Source organism: Janthinobacterium sp. LPB2021202312-11-4 (genome assembly GCF_037049705.1).
Taxonomy (GTDB): Bacteria; Pseudomonadota; Gammaproteobacteria; order Pseudomonadales; family Pseudomonadaceae; genus Aquipseudomonas.
The window spans coordinates 135,737-150,331 of the sequence record NZ_JBAGKV010000015.1; the positions used below are offsets into that span (position 1 = coordinate 135,737).

At 61.4% G+C, this 14,595-nt stretch carries 12 protein-coding genes and 1 riboswitch; of the genes, 5 read left to right on the forward strand and 7 right to left on the reverse strand.

Annotated features, from left to right (window positions below):
* Nucleotides 1–144: 144 nt before the first annotated feature.
* The gene (thiC, locus tag V5E99_RS17475) at nucleotides 145–2,034 is read right to left on the reverse strand and encodes a phosphomethylpyrimidine synthase ThiC (RefSeq protein ID WP_499803555.1); all 1,890 of its coding nucleotides are present in this window, start codon (nucleotides 2,032–2,034) and stop codon (nucleotides 145–147) included.
* Between the two features lie 166 nt (nucleotides 2,035–2,200).
* Nucleotides 2,201–2,306, reverse strand: a riboswitch (TPP riboswitch).
* Between the two features lie 193 nt (nucleotides 2,307–2,499).
* Here thiC and V5E99_RS17480 point away from each other — a divergent pair.
* Complete coding sequence (locus V5E99_RS17480) at nucleotides 2,500–3,933, forward strand: TolC family outer membrane protein (protein ID WP_499803556.1); 1,434 nt, start codon at nucleotides 2,500–2,502, stop codon at nucleotides 3,931–3,933.
* A 100-nt stretch (nucleotides 3,934–4,033) separates the two neighbouring features.
* On the opposite strand, the gene waaA is transcribed toward V5E99_RS17480, so the two are convergent.
* Both waaA and V5E99_RS17490 read right to left on the reverse strand, forming a co-directional pair.
* On the reverse strand, nucleotides 4,034–5,311 hold the full coding sequence (gene waaA, locus V5E99_RS17485; RefSeq protein WP_499803557.1) for a lipid IV(A) 3-deoxy-D-manno-octulosonic acid transferase: 1,278 nt from the start codon (nucleotides 5,309–5,311) through the stop codon (nucleotides 4,034–4,036).
* Nucleotides 5,304–6,224 carry a LysR family transcriptional regulator gene (locus V5E99_RS17490; RefSeq protein ID WP_499803558.1) on the reverse strand — a complete coding sequence of 307 codons (921 nt, stop codon included), beginning with the start codon at nucleotides 6,222–6,224 and terminating at the stop codon, nucleotides 5,304–5,306. Before V5E99_RS17490 ends, waaA begins: the two co-directional genes overlap by 8 nt.
* 101 nt (nucleotides 6,225–6,325) lie before the next feature.
* On the opposite strand from V5E99_RS17490, the gene V5E99_RS17495 reads away from it, so the two are divergent.
* The 4 genes from V5E99_RS17495 to V5E99_RS17510 all read left to right on the forward strand — a co-directional run bounded on the left by V5E99_RS17495 (nucleotide 6,326) and on the right by V5E99_RS17510 (nucleotide 9,843).
* Nucleotides 6,326–6,658: a DMT family transporter gene (locus V5E99_RS17495; RefSeq protein ID WP_008027887.1), complete on the forward strand. Its 333-nt coding sequence runs from the start codon at nucleotides 6,326–6,328 to the stop codon at nucleotides 6,656–6,658.
* Nucleotides 6,659–6,857: 199 nt separating this feature from the next.
* The gene (locus V5E99_RS17500; RefSeq protein ID WP_499803559.1) at nucleotides 6,858–8,033 is read left to right on the forward strand and encodes an NAD(P)/FAD-dependent oxidoreductase; all 1,176 of its coding nucleotides are present in this window, start codon (nucleotides 6,858–6,860) and stop codon (nucleotides 8,031–8,033) included.
* Nucleotides 8,030–8,842 carry an aldo/keto reductase gene (locus V5E99_RS17505; RefSeq protein ID WP_499803560.1) on the forward strand — a complete coding sequence of 271 codons (813 nt, stop codon included), beginning with the start codon at nucleotides 8,030–8,032 and terminating at the stop codon, nucleotides 8,840–8,842. The genes V5E99_RS17500 and V5E99_RS17505 overlap by 4 nt, the downstream gene beginning before the upstream one ends.
* Nucleotides 8,843–8,874: 32 nt before the next feature.
* Nucleotides 8,875–9,843: a hypothetical protein gene (locus tag V5E99_RS17510; protein WP_499803561.1), complete on the forward strand. Its 969-nt coding sequence runs from the start codon at nucleotides 8,875–8,877 to the stop codon at nucleotides 9,841–9,843.
* A gap of 133 nt (nucleotides 9,844–9,976) precedes the next feature.
* Here the strand turns inward: V5E99_RS17510 and hldE are convergent, their stop codons facing one another.
* The 4 genes from hldE to V5E99_RS17530 form a co-directional block, all read right to left on the reverse strand.
* Nucleotides 9,977–11,386, reverse strand: coding sequence for a bifunctional D-glycero-beta-D-manno-heptose-7-phosphate kinase/D-glycero-beta-D-manno-heptose 1-phosphate adenylyltransferase HldE (gene hldE / locus V5E99_RS17515; RefSeq protein ID WP_499803562.1), 1,410 nt, complete (start codon nucleotides 11,384–11,386; stop codon nucleotides 9,977–9,979).
* A gap of 139 nt (nucleotides 11,387–11,525) precedes the next feature.
* The gene (locus tag V5E99_RS17520) at nucleotides 11,526–12,230 is read right to left on the reverse strand and encodes a sulfotransferase family 2 domain-containing protein (protein WP_499803563.1); all 705 of its coding nucleotides are present in this window, start codon (nucleotides 12,228–12,230) and stop codon (nucleotides 11,526–11,528) included.
* A gap of 270 nt (nucleotides 12,231–12,500) precedes the next feature.
* Nucleotides 12,501–14,303: a lipid A export permease/ATP-binding protein MsbA gene (gene msbA / locus V5E99_RS17525; protein ID WP_499803564.1), complete on the reverse strand. Its 1,803-nt coding sequence runs from the start codon at nucleotides 14,301–14,303 to the stop codon at nucleotides 12,501–12,503.
* Nucleotides 14,304–14,336: 33 nt separating this feature from the next.
* Nucleotides 14,337–14,585 (reverse strand): hypothetical protein, encoded by a 249-nt coding sequence (locus V5E99_RS17530; RefSeq protein WP_499803565.1) that lies wholly within the window; start codon nucleotides 14,583–14,585, stop codon nucleotides 14,337–14,339.
* Between the last annotated feature and the right edge of the window lie 10 nt (nucleotides 14,586–14,595).

Consider the following 14,595-nt stretch of genomic DNA (forward strand, 5'->3'; position numbering starts at 1 on the left):
AGAGGGACATTTGTTGTTGTGTTGATCACCGAACCTGTAGGAGCAAAGCTTGCCCGCGATGGCGATCTCGAGGACGCCATCGCGGGCAAGCCTTGCTCCTACAAAAACAGCGCCAGCCTTTAGCGACCGGCGCTGCGGATCAGATCAAACCTTCTTGTACAGCTGACTGCCTTCCTTCTTGAACCGCTCGGCCTGTTCCGCCAATCCCTGGGCGACTTCGGCATCAATCGTTTCAATCCGCTGGTTGGCCGCGTATTCGCGGACTTCCTGGGTGATTTTCATCGAGCAGAATTTCGGCCCGCACATGGAGCAGAAGTGCGCGACCTTGGCCGAATCCTTCGGCAGGGTTTCATCGTGATACGAGCGTGCGGTGTCCGGATCGAGGCCCAGGTTGAACTGGTCTTCCCAACGGAATTCGAATCGCGCCTTGCTCAAGGCATTGTCACGAATCTGCGCGCCCGGATGGCCCTTCGCAAGGTCGGCGGCGTGCGCAGCGATCTTGTAGGTGATGATCCCGGTCTTCACATCATCTTTGTTCGGCAGGCCCAAGTGTTCCTTCGGCGTGACGTAGCAGAGCATGGCGCAACCGAACCAGCCGATCATCGCCGCACCGATGCCGGAAGTGATGTGGTCGTAGCCCGGTGCAATGTCGGTGGTCAGCGGCCCGAGGGTGTAGAACGGCGCCTCGTCGCAGCACTCAAGCTGCTTGTCCATGTTCTCTTTGATCAACTGCATCGGCACGTGGCCCGGGCCTTCGATCATGGTTTGCACGTCGTGCTTCCAGGCAATCTTGGTCAGTTCGCCGAGGGTTTCCAGCTCACCGAATTGCGCGGCGTCGTTGGCGTCGGCAATCGAGCCCGGACGCAGGCCGTCGCCCAGCGAGAAGCTGACGTCGTAGGCCTTCATGATTTCGCAGATTTCTTCGAAATGGGTGTAGGCGAAGTTCTCTTTGTGGTGCGCCAGGCACCACTTGGCCATGATCGAACCGCCGCGCGAAACGATGCCGGTCACGCGTTTGGCGGTCAGCGGCACGTAGCGCAGCAATACGCCGGCGTGGATGGTGAAGTAGTCGACGCCCTGCTCGGCCTGCTCGATCAGCGTGTCGCGGAACAGCTCCCAGGTCAGGTCTTCAGCGGCGCCGCCGACTTTTTCCAGGGCCTGGTAAATCGGCACGGTGCCGATCGGCACTGGCGAGTTGCGGATGATCCACTCGCGGGTTTCGTGAATGTGCTTGCCGGTGGACAAGTCCATGATGTTGTCCGCGCCCCAGCGAATGCCCCAGGTCAGTTTCGCCACTTCTTCTTCGATGGACGAACCCAGGGCGCTGTTGCCGATGTTGCCGTTGATCTTCACCAGGAAGTTACGGCCGATGATCATCGGTTCCAGTTCGGTGTGGTTGATGTTGGCCGGGATGATGGCGCGACCGCGAGCGATCTCTTCACGAACGAATTCGGGGGTGATGATTTTCGGCACGCTGGCGCCGAAGCTGTAGCCGGCGTGTTGCTGGTCGAGCAGGCCAGCGGCACGGGCCACTTCGAGCTTCATGTTTTCGCGGATGGCGACGAATTCCATCTCGGGCGTGATGATGCCTTTGCGCGCGTAGTGCATCTGGCTGACGTTACCGCCAGCCTTGGCGCGGCGCGGGTTGTTCACGTGGGCGAAACGCAGCTTGGTCAGCTCCGGGTCGGCGAGGCGTTCCTTGCCGAAGTCGGAGCTCAAACCAGGCAGGCGCTCCGTGTCGCCACGGGCTTCGATCCACGGCGAACGAATGTCGGCCAGGCCTTTGCGCACGTCGATGATGACGTTGGGGTCGGTGTACGGGCCCGAAGTGTCGTACACCACCACCGGCGCGTTGATCTCGCCGCCGAAGTCGGTCGGGGTCACGTCGAGGCTGATTTCGCGCATCGGCACGAGGATGTCCGGGCGCGAGCCCTGAACATAGATTTTTTGCGAGCAGGTAAACGGTTGAACCGACTGTTGATCGACTTGGGCCGAATCACTCAGGTTCGTCGTATTTTTTAGTTTTATCGTCATCACGGGCTCTCCAACACATCCAGGCAGTGGATTTTTGTCGGAGCGAACCTGTAACGAATGGACGCGACCAATCAGCCATGACAAAGCCGTTGGTGCTGTGCTCAGTGCTCGAGGGGTGTTCGATTGTCGAACAACATCCCGGACGAAGCACAAGAGGACTCGCCGGGTGACGAGAAATCTTGTTCCCTACGCAGGCGTTAACCTGATCAGGTTCAACGGGATCCGAAATTATTCGATCTCAGCCTCATAGCAAGGCACCCCGACAAGAACCCGGCCAGTCTAGACACAAGTGGCAAAGAACGCCAACACCGCAGTAAACACCATGATGAATGGCGCAATTAGCGGATTGTTGCGGTACGCGCGTGCTACTACACTCGCTACGCTGTGCCGCGCCTTGACGCTGCACGGCGCCGCGCCGTACCTTTGGCGCTCAAATTATCAGCGTAATTTTTTAGGGATGGCCAAATGCTGCGCAAACTTTCACTGGCCCTTGCCGTGTCTTGTGCGTCCAACGGAATGGCCTGGGCAGCAGAAGCGCCCTTATCCACCAAGACCGACCTGGTCAGCGTCTACCAGGAAGCCGTGGACAACAACGCCGACCTGGCCGCCGCCCGCGCCCAGTACGGCGCACAGAAAGAAGTCGTGCCCCAGGCCCGTGCCGGGTTGCTGCCGAATATCTCCGGCGGCGCCGAAGTGGCCAACGTGCGCACCCAGCTCGACCAGCCTTCGGCAACCGCCAACCGCAGCGCTCATTCCTATCAGGCGACCCTGGCCCAGCCATTGTTCCGCGCTGACCGCTGGTTCCAGTTCCAGGCAGCCAAAGACGTCAACGAACAGGCCGCCCTGCAACTCTCGGCGACCGAGCAGAACCTGATCCTGCAAAGTGCCGAAAACTACTTCAACGTGCTGCGCAGTCAGGACAACCTGGCCTCGACCAAGGCAGAAGAAGCGGCGTTCAAGCGCCAGCTCGACCAGTCCAATGAGCGCTTCGACGTGGGCCTGTCGGACAAGACCGACGTGCTGCAATCCCAAGCCAGTTATGACACCGCGCGAGCCAACCGGATTCTGGCCCAGCGCCAGGTCGATGATGCGTTCGAAGCCTTGATCACCCTGACCAACCGTCAGTACAACTCGATCCAGGGCATCGTCCACACCTTGCCGATCCTGCCGCCGACGCCGAATGACGCCAAGGCCTGGGTCGACACCGCGGCCCGCCAGAACCTGAATTTGCTGGCCAGCAACTACGCGGTCAGCGCCGCCGAAGAAACCCTCAAGCAACGCAAGGCCGGTCACGCGCCGACCCTCGATGCCGTGGCGAAATACGAAAAAGGCGACAACGATGCGCTGGGTTTCGCCAACCCGAATGCCTTCGGCACCCCTTACGGTGGCAACGTCGAGCAACGCACCCTGGCGCTGCAACTGAGTATCCCGATCTACAGCGGCGGGCTGACCAGTTCCCAGGTGCGCGAATCGTACTCTCGCCTGGACCAGACCGAACAACAGCGTGAAGGCCTGCGGCGGCAGATCGTCGAAAGCACCCGAAATCTGCACCGCGCGGTGAACACCGACGTCGAACAGGTTCAGGCGCGCAAGCAATCGATCATCTCCAACCAGAGCGCGGTAGAAGCCACCGAAATCGGTTATCAGGTGGGGACGCGCAATATCGTCGACGTGCTCGACGCCCAGCGTCAGCTGTACACCTCGGTGCGCAACTACAACAACACCCGCTACGACTACATCCTCGACAACCTGCGCCTCAAGCAAGCGGCGGGCACGTTGAACCCGGGGGATTTGCAGGATTTGTCGCGCTATCTCAAGGCTGACTACAACCCGGATAAAGACTTCCTGCCGCCGGACCTGGCGAAGGCTGCGGCGGAACAGCTTAAGGCCCGGCCTTAAAAGCAAAAGATCGCAGCCTTCGGCAGCTCCTACATTGGGATGGTGTAAACCCTGTAGGAGCTGCCGAAGGCTGCGATCTTTTTGTTTCAGCCAACGCAATCTAACGATCGATCAACCGCCCCAACCCATCCAGCAACCGCTGCAACGCGCCCTGATTGGTGCGCATCACTTTCAACCCCGCGTCCGCCATGCGCTGCGCATCCTGCGGCAATTCGAACAAGCGCTGCACCGCCACCGCCAAACCTTCGGCATCATCCACCTCAGCCAATGCCCCGGCGTTGCGCAGTTGCGCGGCGATTTCGAGGAAGTTGAACAGGTGCGGGCCGCTGAGGACGGGTTTGGCCAGCGCCGCCGGTTCCAGCAGGTTATGCCCGCCGTTCGGCACCAGGCTGCCGCCGACAAACGCGCTGTCGGCCAAGGCATAGAGAAACAACAATTCGCCCATGGTGTCGCCCAGCAATACCGAGGTTTCGGCCGTGACCGACTCACCCGTGGAGCGGCGCACCGTGGCGAAACCCTGCTGTTTGCACAGCTCGAACACCGCGTTGAAACGCTCCGGATGGCGCGGCACCAGAATCAGCAACGCGTCGGGGTGATTGGCGAGTAACTGACGATGGGCTGCCAGCACCACGTCGTCTTCCCCTTCGTGGGTACTGGCGGCGATCCACACCGGGCGCTCCAGTGCTTGCCACTGCCCGCGCAACTCGGCGGCGCGCTGGAGCAACTGCGGGTCGATGGTGAGGTCGAATTTGATCGAGCCAGTGACCTCGACGGTTTCCGCACGTGCGCCCAGTGCGCGGAAACGCTCGGCCTCGGCTTCGGTCTGCACCGCGAACAGACTCATCTCGGCCAGCATCGGCCCGGTCAGTTTATGGAAACGGCCATAGCCCTTGGCCGAACGCTCGGACAGTCGCGCATTGGCCAGCGCCACCGGAATCCCGCGTTTGGCGCACTGGTGAATGTGGTTGGGCCACAGTTCGGTTTCCATGATCACCGCCAGCGTCGGCCGCACTCGATCCAGGAACCGCGCCGCCGCACACGGCAAGTCGTAGGGCAAATAGCAGTGCTGGATGCGCGGCTCATTGGCGAACAACGCGTGGATGCGTTCCGAACCGGTCGGGGTCATGCAGGTGACGGTGATCGGCAGCGTTGGATAGCGTTGCAGCAACGCACGAATCATCGGCGCCGCCGCGATGCTTTCCCCCACCGACACCGCGTGCACCCATATGCCGCCCGGCTGCATCACCGGCAGCCCGAAGGAGAAGCGCTCGCCAATGCGTTTGGCATACGCCGGGGCCTTGCGCGAGCGCAGCCACAGCCGAATCGCTACCAATGGCAGCCCCAGGTAAAACAGCGCGGTGTAGAGAGTTCTATTCATGGCGGCGGAGTTTATCGGTTTTTAAGCCGATCGCCTGCAAGTGCACAGCAAAACGTTCGGCCAACCAGCGCGCCGCCGGGCCCAGGGGCTCGTCGCGGCGCCAGACCAGTTCCACCACCAGGGCCGGCGGGGTCCATTCGCTGACCAGTTCGACCATTTGATTTTGATACGTCGGGTACTGCACCACATGCCGGGGCAGCCAGGCCCAACCGAGGCCGCGCACCAGCCATTCGGCCATCACGTAGAAACTGTCGGCGCGCCAGACCTGCGGGCTCGCCGGTTCGCTGCCGGGGTAGACGCTGGACTCGGTGGACATCAGCAACTGCCGATGCTGCGCCAGTTGCTGGCAGTTCACTTCGCCCTGCGTCGCCAGTGGATGCCCTTTGCCGCACACGGTGACCATTTCGACGCTGCCCACCACGCGGCGCTCAAGGGCTTCGGGGATCTGATCGTGAAAGAACAGCAACCCCAAATCGGCCCGGCGCTCCACCAGTTTGCGCGCGACATCGCCTTGGGCGGCGCTGGTCAGTTGCACTTCCAGGCTGGGAAATTGTTCGGCCAGGGCCTCGAAGCTTTCAATGATCGGCTGATACGGCATCGCCTCATCCTGGGCCACGCGCAAACGCGCTTCCTGGCCGCGCATCATCGCCAGCGCCCGGCCGTTCAGGCGTTCGCATTGACGCAAGACTTCCCGCGCCTCCTCCAACAAGGCACTGCCGGCCTCGGTGAGCGTTGGCTGACGGCCGCTGCTGCGGTCGAACAGGCTCACGCCCAGGTCCTCCTCCAGCAGCGCAATCGAACTGCTGACCGCCGACTGCGCCTTGCGCTGATCCCGCGCCACCGCCGAAAACGAGCGCTGCTCCGCTACGCTGACAAACAAGCGCAGCTGTTCCAGATTCCATTGCATGTTCATGGTTCAACCCATCTCCCCAGCAGATAGGTAATGACTTTACCGCATCTGAAGAATCTCTAGAATGCCGACCTCAGAGCAACACATCACACGAGGATTACCCCATGACCGCTTACTACTACCTGGCCATCGCCATCTGCGCCGAAGTGATCGCAACTGTTTCGATGAAAGCGGTCAAAGGTTTCAGCACGCCCCTGCCGCTGATCCTGGTGATCGTCGGCTACGGCATCGCGTTCTGGATGCTGACCCTGGTGGTGCGCAGCGTGCCGGTGGGGGTCGCTTACGCCGTGTGGGCGGGCATGGGGATTGTGATGGTCAGCGTGGCCGCGCTGTTCATCTACGGCCAGAAACTGGATGTGCCGGCGATGCTGGGGATGGCGCTCATCGTGCTGGGCGTCGTCGTCATCCAGCTCTTCTCCAAAACCGCCGGTCACTAACCGCCGACATGCAACCCACTGTGGGAGCGGGCTTGCTCGCGAAGAGGCCGTATCAGTCAACATCGACGTTGCCTGACACACCGCTTTCGCGAGCAAACCCGCGCCCACAGGGTTTGTGGATACCCGATTGATCACCGACAAATCCCCTCCCCATCGAGTCTGTATACTGCGCCCTCGTCTTGAACACTGAGGTCGCTGCATGCCATCCGTTATTTCCACCGACGTTCTGATTGTCGGCGCTGGTGTCGCCGGCCTCTGGCTCAATGCGCGACTGCGTCGCCAGGGGTTTTCGACCGTGCTGGTGGAAAGCGCCAGCCTCGGTGGCGGGCAGAGCGTAAAGTCCCAGGGCATCATCCACGGCGGCGCCAAGTACGCGCTGCACGGCGCCCTGTCCGGCGCCTCGGAAGCCATCGCCGACATGCCGCGCCGCTGGCGTGAAGCCTTGGCCGGCGACGGCGAGCTGGACCTGAGCGGCGTACGCCTGCTGTCCGAAGCCCATTACCTCTGGTCCCCGGGCACGATTGCCGGCAACCTCACCAGTTTCTTCGCCAGTAAAGCCGTACGTGGCCGGGTCGATCAGGTCAAGGGCGATCAACTGCCGCCAGCGCTGCAAGACAAGCGCTTCAAGGGCAAGGTCTACCGACTGGCCGAACTGGTGGTCGACGTCCCGAGCGTGATCCAGCGCCTGGCCGATCTGGCCGGTGATGGCTTGCTCGCCGGTCAAACCATCGAACCGTTGCTGGACGGTGGCGTTCTGGTCGGCCTGAAAGTCGATGGCCGCGAGATTCGTGCCCAGCGCATCGTTCTCAGCGCTGGCGCCGGCACCGCTGCATTGCTTGAAGCGCTGGGGCTGACTCAGCCGGCCATGCAGCGCCGGCCGTTGCACATGATCATCGCCAAAGGCCCGAGCCTCAAACCGCTGTATGCCCATTGCCTGGGCGGCGGCACCAAGCCGCGCATCACCGTGACCACCCACCCGGCGGCCGACGGCCAGTGGGTCTGGTACTTGGGCGGCGACATCGCCGAAGCCGACGGTGTGGCCCGCGAACCCGCCGAGCAAATCGCCACGGCGCAAAAAGAACTCGGCCAGTTGCTGCCGTGGATCGACCTGAGCACGGTGCAATGGGCGACCTTGCGCGTGGACCGCGCCGAGCCGCTGCAAACCGGGCTGACCCGCCCGGACAATGCGTTCCTGGCCGAAGAGGGTCGGCTGCTGGTCGGCTGGCCCACCAAACTGGCCTTGGCGCCGGACTTCGCTGACCGAGTGATCGCCAGCCTGGCCCGCGACGGCATCCAGCCCGGCCCGGCGACGCCACTGCCCGACTTCCCGAAACCACCGATGGGCATTCCAGCCTGGGAGCAACTGCTGCCATGAGCGTACCGACCCTGCACGACCTGCATCGCCCACTAGGCAGTACCGGCCTGCGGGTTTCGCCCCTGGGCCTGGGCACGGTGAAACTGGGCCGCGACCAAGGCGTGAAGTACCCCAACGGTTTCCAGATCCCGGACGATGACGAAGCACGCCGGCTGCTCAAGCTCGCTCGCGACATGGGCATCAACCTGATCGACACCGCCCCGGCCTATGGCCGCAGCGAAGAACGCCTTGGCCCGCTGCTGCGCGGTCAGCGTCAGGATTGGGTGATTGTCAGCAAGGTCGGCGAAGAATTTGCCGACGGCCAATCGAGCCACGATTTCAGCGCCGCCCGCACTCGATTGTCAGTGGAACGCAGCCTGCAACGTCTGGAAACGGATTTTATCGACCTGGTGCTGGTGCACTCCGACGGCAACGACCTTGCGATCCTCAACGACGGCGAAGTCTACGGGACGCTTGCCCAGCTCAAGGCCGAAGGCAAGATTCGTGGTTTCGGTTTTTCCGGTAAAACCGTCGAGGGTGGTTTGAAGGCTCTGGAACAAGGTGATTGCGCCATGGTCACCTACAATCTGAACGAACAAAACGAAAAAGCCGTCATTGACTATGCTGCTGCTCACGGCAAAGCGATCCTGGTGAAAAAAGCCCTCGCCAGCGGTCACGTCTGCCTGAGCCCGGGCGTGGACCCGGTGCGCGCCAGCTTCGAGTTGTTGTTCCAACATCCGGGTGTTGCCAGTGCTATTGTCGGGACCATCAATCCGCTGCACCTCGCCCACAACGTCGCGACCGTTGCCCAGGTCCTTCGTAGTCACTGACGCCGCCCACGCGGCCTTAAGCAGGAGCCGACATGCCGCGTACGCTCATTAGAAAGAACCCGAGCAACTTCAAGACCCTGCCGTTGTACGTCGAAGCGACTCCCGAAGGCCTGAGTTATCAGAGCGTCGGGATGCCGCTGAATTTCTCCCAGACCCTGCAACGTCGCCGCCCGGTGGCCGTGGCCGACAACGAACGCTTTGCCCTGGAGCTGGCCAACCTCGGGGTTTCGGTGCGCCTGACCCTGCATTGGCAGAATCGCGATTACTGGGTGCTGGTGCGCCAGCGTCGGCAGGATCGCGGCGATGTGGTGCTCAAGCTGATTTCCGGTTACGTGCCGGCCCACGAACTGAACCTGCCGCTGCACACGGCGATCCAGGAAATTGCCGAAGAGTGCCTGCTGGAAACCCCGGAAGGCTGGCTCGGCGGGCGTTTCAACGACACCTGGCTGCCGGCGCCCTACTCCTCCGCCCTGCATTATCGCGAAGCCCTGCCGTTTCGCCTGACACCGTTGTCCGGCGCGGCGCGGCCGGTGCGCTGCGCCAACATGCAGTTGATCGAACGGCCACGGGCGTATGTGCATTTGCCGACGGCGTCGTTGCAATTGATCTATGACTTGCGCCTGGACGTCCCCAAGGAAGCCAAGTCCCTGAGCCTGTTTCATGTGGACGAGCGACTGGAGGGCGATCAACTGGTGGCGCGGCTGGATCGCAAGCGTCCGGATTTGTATCTGATGCCGTTGCAGGACGGCCAGCCGATGGCTGAACTGTACACGCTGAAAAAAGATCAACTGTACCCGGCGAGTACGCGCGGGTTGTACCTGGCCGAGAGTTTTGCCCAGCAGGTAGGCTGGCTGGTGCGCGATGAGCGGATTCGCTGGAAGGACTGGGTGCGCCAACAGGGTTTGGCACCGCCGGGGAAAGATTCAGGGTTGGCGCGGCTGCGGGGGAAGGCCAAACAACTGCTGAAGAAAATCGTGCCGCGTAAGAAAGTGAACTCCTGAAAGCAAAAGATCGCAGCCTTCGGCAGCTCCTACGGGGTTATGTGTACACCGGGTAGGAGCTGCCGAAGGCTGCGATCTTTTGATCTTGCAATTAGACACTCTTGTGACGAGGGAGCTTGCCCCCTCAACACAGTCAGTTGTTGCGGATCTTCTCGACAATCGCGGTAGTGGAGCTGTTTTCCACCAGCCCCAACACTTTCACCGTCCCGCCATAAGCGGTCACGATGTCGGCACCGACCACTTGGTCGATCCCGTAATCCCCGCCCTTGACCAACACGTCCGGCTTGACCTGGCGCAGCAGGTTTTCCGGAGTGCCTTCGGCAAAGCTGATGACCCAATCCACCGCCCCCAGACCGGCCAGTACGGCCATGCGCCGGTCAACGCTGTTGATCGGGCGGCCCGGGCCTTTCAAGCGACTCACCGAAGCGTCGTCGTTGACCGCGACGATCAGCCGATCGCCCTGGGCCCGCGCCTGCTCGAGGTAGGTCACGTGGCCGGCATGCAGGATGTCGAAGCAACCGTTGGTGAAGACGATCTTCTCTTTGTGCGCACGCGCATCGTCGACCGCCAGCAACAGTTGCTCAAGGCCCAGCACACCGCGCTCGGAACCTTCCTCACGCTGGATGGCGCGACGCAGTTCCGGTGCACTGATGCACGCCGTACCGAGCTTGCCCACCACAATGCCCGCCGCCAGGTTGGCCAGGGCCACCGCGTGGGGCAATTCTTCGCCAGCGGCAATCGCGGCCGCCAGGGTCGAAATCACCGTGTCGCCGGCGCCGGTCACGTCAAACACCTCACGGGCCCGTGCTGGTAAGTGCAACGCCGGGTGATCCGGACGCAGCAAGGTCATGCCGTGCTCGCCACGGGTCACCAGCAAGGCGCCGAGGTCGAGGTCGTGCATCAGGGCCGCGCCCTTGCTCACCAATTCGTGCTCGTCGGCGCAACCGCCAACGATGGCTTCGAATTCGCTGAGGTTCGGGGTGATCAGGCTCGCACCACGGTAGATCGAGAAATCCTTGCCCTTGGGATCGGCCAGCACCGGAATGCCACGGGCACGGGCGGCCTGGATCAGCACCTGATGGTTTTTCAGCGCGCCTTTGCCGTAGTCGGACAGCACCAGCACCTTGATGCCTTCGAGCAGTTCCTCGACTTGCGCGACCAGCGCCGACGCATCGGTGGCGAACGGTTCTTCAAAGTCGATACGCAGCAGTTGCTGGTGACGGCTCATGACCCGCAGTTTGACGATGGTCGGCTGATGCGCGATGCGCTGGAACAAGGCCCGCACGCCAGCGCCCTTGAGGCTGTTGGCCAGGCTGTCGGCGGCTTCGTCGTCACCGGTCACACCGACCAGCGAAGCCGGGGCGCCGAGGGCGGCGATGTTGAGCGCAACGTTGGCGGCACCGCCCGGGCGGTCCTCGATTTGCTCGACCTTGACCACCGGCACTGGCGCCTCAGGGGAAATCCGTGAGGTACCACCATGCCAGTAACGGTCGAGCATGACATCGCCGACCACCAAGACAGGGGCTTGATCGAATCGCGGCATGGACAACTTCATGGAGCAACCCACATACAAAATGAACAGGGGCGCGATATTAACACAGGGTTGGCGAAGGCTTGTGCGGTGGCTGCAACAGGATGAATTGACGGGGCTTCCTGATCATTTATTGAGCAGAAAACCGAGATTACTCATAGCCGAGCATCTCGTAATCACGTTGATACGCCCGCCGCACCAACCGCCGCGTCCGTACCGAGCAGAAATCCCGGGCAAGGCTTGGCAGGCGTTGTTGTGAGCAATTGATACGAGGGAGCGCCACCGGGTGCTTCAACTGTTCGCAGACCAGCGCGAAATCCCGCTCCAGGTGTTCCTGATAGCCGAGAAAGTCCAGCGCCAGATGCCCCAGGGAGTCGGTGAGAAAATCCGTTTGCGCCGCAAAATGCAGTTGCCGGCCAATCGTCTCCGGGTGCAGCCAACGCGCCACGAAGTCCTCGAAGTCGCGGTACTGGTTGACCAGTTTCTGCGCAGCCTGATCGCGCCGCCCCAACGTGTTGCCCCGCAGAAAAGCGTAGGCCGAATAGGCCCTTTCCAGTGGGTCGCGGACAAAAGCGAACTTGAAACTGGCAGCAAACTGCTCGGGAAACTGCGCCTCGTACCAGTACAACGGCAGATGTCCAGGGCTCCAGTCATCGAACAGCGCCGCACACACGCTGCTCCCGGCACACTTGGGCACGTGAATGAACAGGCACTGGTGCTCGGCGAAGGACTTGGGGAATTGCAGATTCGCCGACATCGACTTGTTCACCACCTGACGATCCACGACCGACAGGCGCCCCAGCAGAAAGGCGCGCTGCTGCTTGGGCAATAGTTTCCAGAGGTATCGTTGCAACATTGCAGTACCCGCGCGACGGGGATGGCCCCCTCGATTGAAGTCAAAAGTTCGTTCAGGAACCTTAACAAGCGCGGTGCTGAGTTTTATTCAGGTTTGGTCAAGAAGGGTAAAGATCCGGATACAAATCACCTGTGGCGAGGGAACCTGCTCCCGCTCGGCTGCGCAGCAGCCCTAACTGGCTTACCCAATCTTTCGGATCAACCGCGCAGTCAGGCTGGCGGGAGCAAGCTCCCTCGCCACAGTGGGACAGGGAGCTCAACCTTGCTTCGATCAGGCGATGTCTTCGGCCGGCGCATCCAGGCCCATGGCGTTCAAACGGGCGTAATAGCCGTTTTGCGCCAACAGTTGGGCGTGGGTGCCGCGCTCGACGATCCGGCCCTGATCCATGACCAGAATCAGGTCAGCCTTCTCGATGGTCGACAACCGGTGAGCGATCACCAAGGTCGTGCGGCCTTTCATGACCTGATCCAGTGCAGCCTGAATGTGCCGCTCCGATTCGGTATCGAGGGCCGAGGTGGCCTCGTCGAGAATCAGCAACGGCGCGTTCTTCAGCAAGGCCCGGGCAATCGCCAGGCGCTGGCGTTGACCGCCGGACAGCAACACGCCGTTTTCGCCGACCTGCGTATCCAGGCCTTCGGGCAACTGCTCGATGAAGTCCATGGCGTAAGCGTCTCTCGCCGCTTTCTCGATGTCTTCACGGGGCGCGCCAGCCAGGTCGCCATACGCGATGTTGTTGGCCACGGTGTCGCTGAACAGCGTCACGTGCTGGGTCACCTGGGCGATGTGCTTGCGCAGGTTCAGCAGTTTGTACTGCTCCACCTCCACGCCATCGATCAGGATCTCGCCCTTGTTGTGGTGATAGAAGCGCGGGATCAGGTTGGCCAGCGTCGACTTGCCACTGCCCGAACGCCCCACCAGCGCCACCATTTGCCCCGGCTCGGCCGAGAAGCTGATGTCGTTGAGCACCTGGCGATCGGTGTCCGGGTAAGTGAAGCTCAGGTTGCGCACGTCCAGGCGACCGGTGACCGCATCGCGCTCGATGGTGCCGGTATCGATTTCAGGCTCGACGTCCAGTTGTTCGAAAATGCTCTCGGCACCGGCCACGCCTTTCTGAATGGTCGAGCTGACTTCGGACAATTGACGGATCGGCTTGGGCAACAGGCCGGCCAGGGTGATGTAGGCAATCATGTCACCGGCCGACGCGTCGCCGCGCAGGTACAGCACCAGGAACATCAGCACGGCCATGGCGGTGTAGATCACCAATTGCAGCAGCGGCGTGTAGATCGCGCCGGTGCGGGTCATGCGCAGTTGCTTGTCGGTATTGCCCTGGCTGGCTTCCAGGAAGCGCTTCTGCTCGTAGACTTCGCCGCCGAAGCTGCGCACCACTCGATAGCCCTGGATGGTTTCCGAAGACACGTGCGTCACGTCGCCCATGGCCGCCTGGATCTTCTTGCTCTGCTTGCGGAATTTCTTGCTGGCGGTGCGCACCATGACGGCGATCAGCGGCAGGATCGCAACCATCACCAGCGTCAGGCGCCAGTTCATGAACAGCAGCGAGGCGAACAGGAAGATCACCGTCATGCCTTCACGGATTACGACCTTGATCGCATCCGTGGCCGCCCCGGTGACCATGGTCACGTTGAAGGTGATACGCGAAATCAGATGACCCGAGTTATGCTTGTCGAAGTACCGGTTGGGCAGCACCAGCAGGTTGTTGAACAACTGCACCCGCAAGTCGTGGACCAGCCCGAGTGACACCTTGGCCAGGAAGTAGTTGCCCAGATACGAGCCAAATCCCTGCCACGCCGCGATCAGGATGATCAGCAACGGCACCGCTTGCAGCAGTTGCAGGTCGCGCAGGTACGGCACCGTCGGGAACAGCACCGCTTCCGGATTGGACAGGCCATCGACGAAGTACTTGAGAATGTAGCCAAGCATTGGCTGCGTCGAAGCGAAAATCAGAAAGCCGACAATGCTGATCAGGAACAGACTGATATACGGCCGTACATAGCCGAGCAGACGGAAGTAGATTTTCAAGCTCGATGGGCTTGCGGAGAGACTGGAGTCGGTCATATCACGCGTTTGTCGATAAAAAGGACGCTGACTTTAGCACAGCTTCTTCAGGGTTCTGGCAAACGCATAAAGGCTGTTATTGTTAGGCACTGCATTAAGCATCAAATAGCCATCATCCCGAAATGGCCGATCAACTTCAGGATTGAATCTCTCAGCATGCAAGTCAGCGGTTTCAAAAGTACGTCTAATCGAATCTTCGATTTCATTTGCCTGTGGATTCTTCCATTGGGTTATCTCCTGCTCCTGAGCGCGCTGTTTTTCCTGCCGGGTCGCAGTCTTCATCACAAGCTGT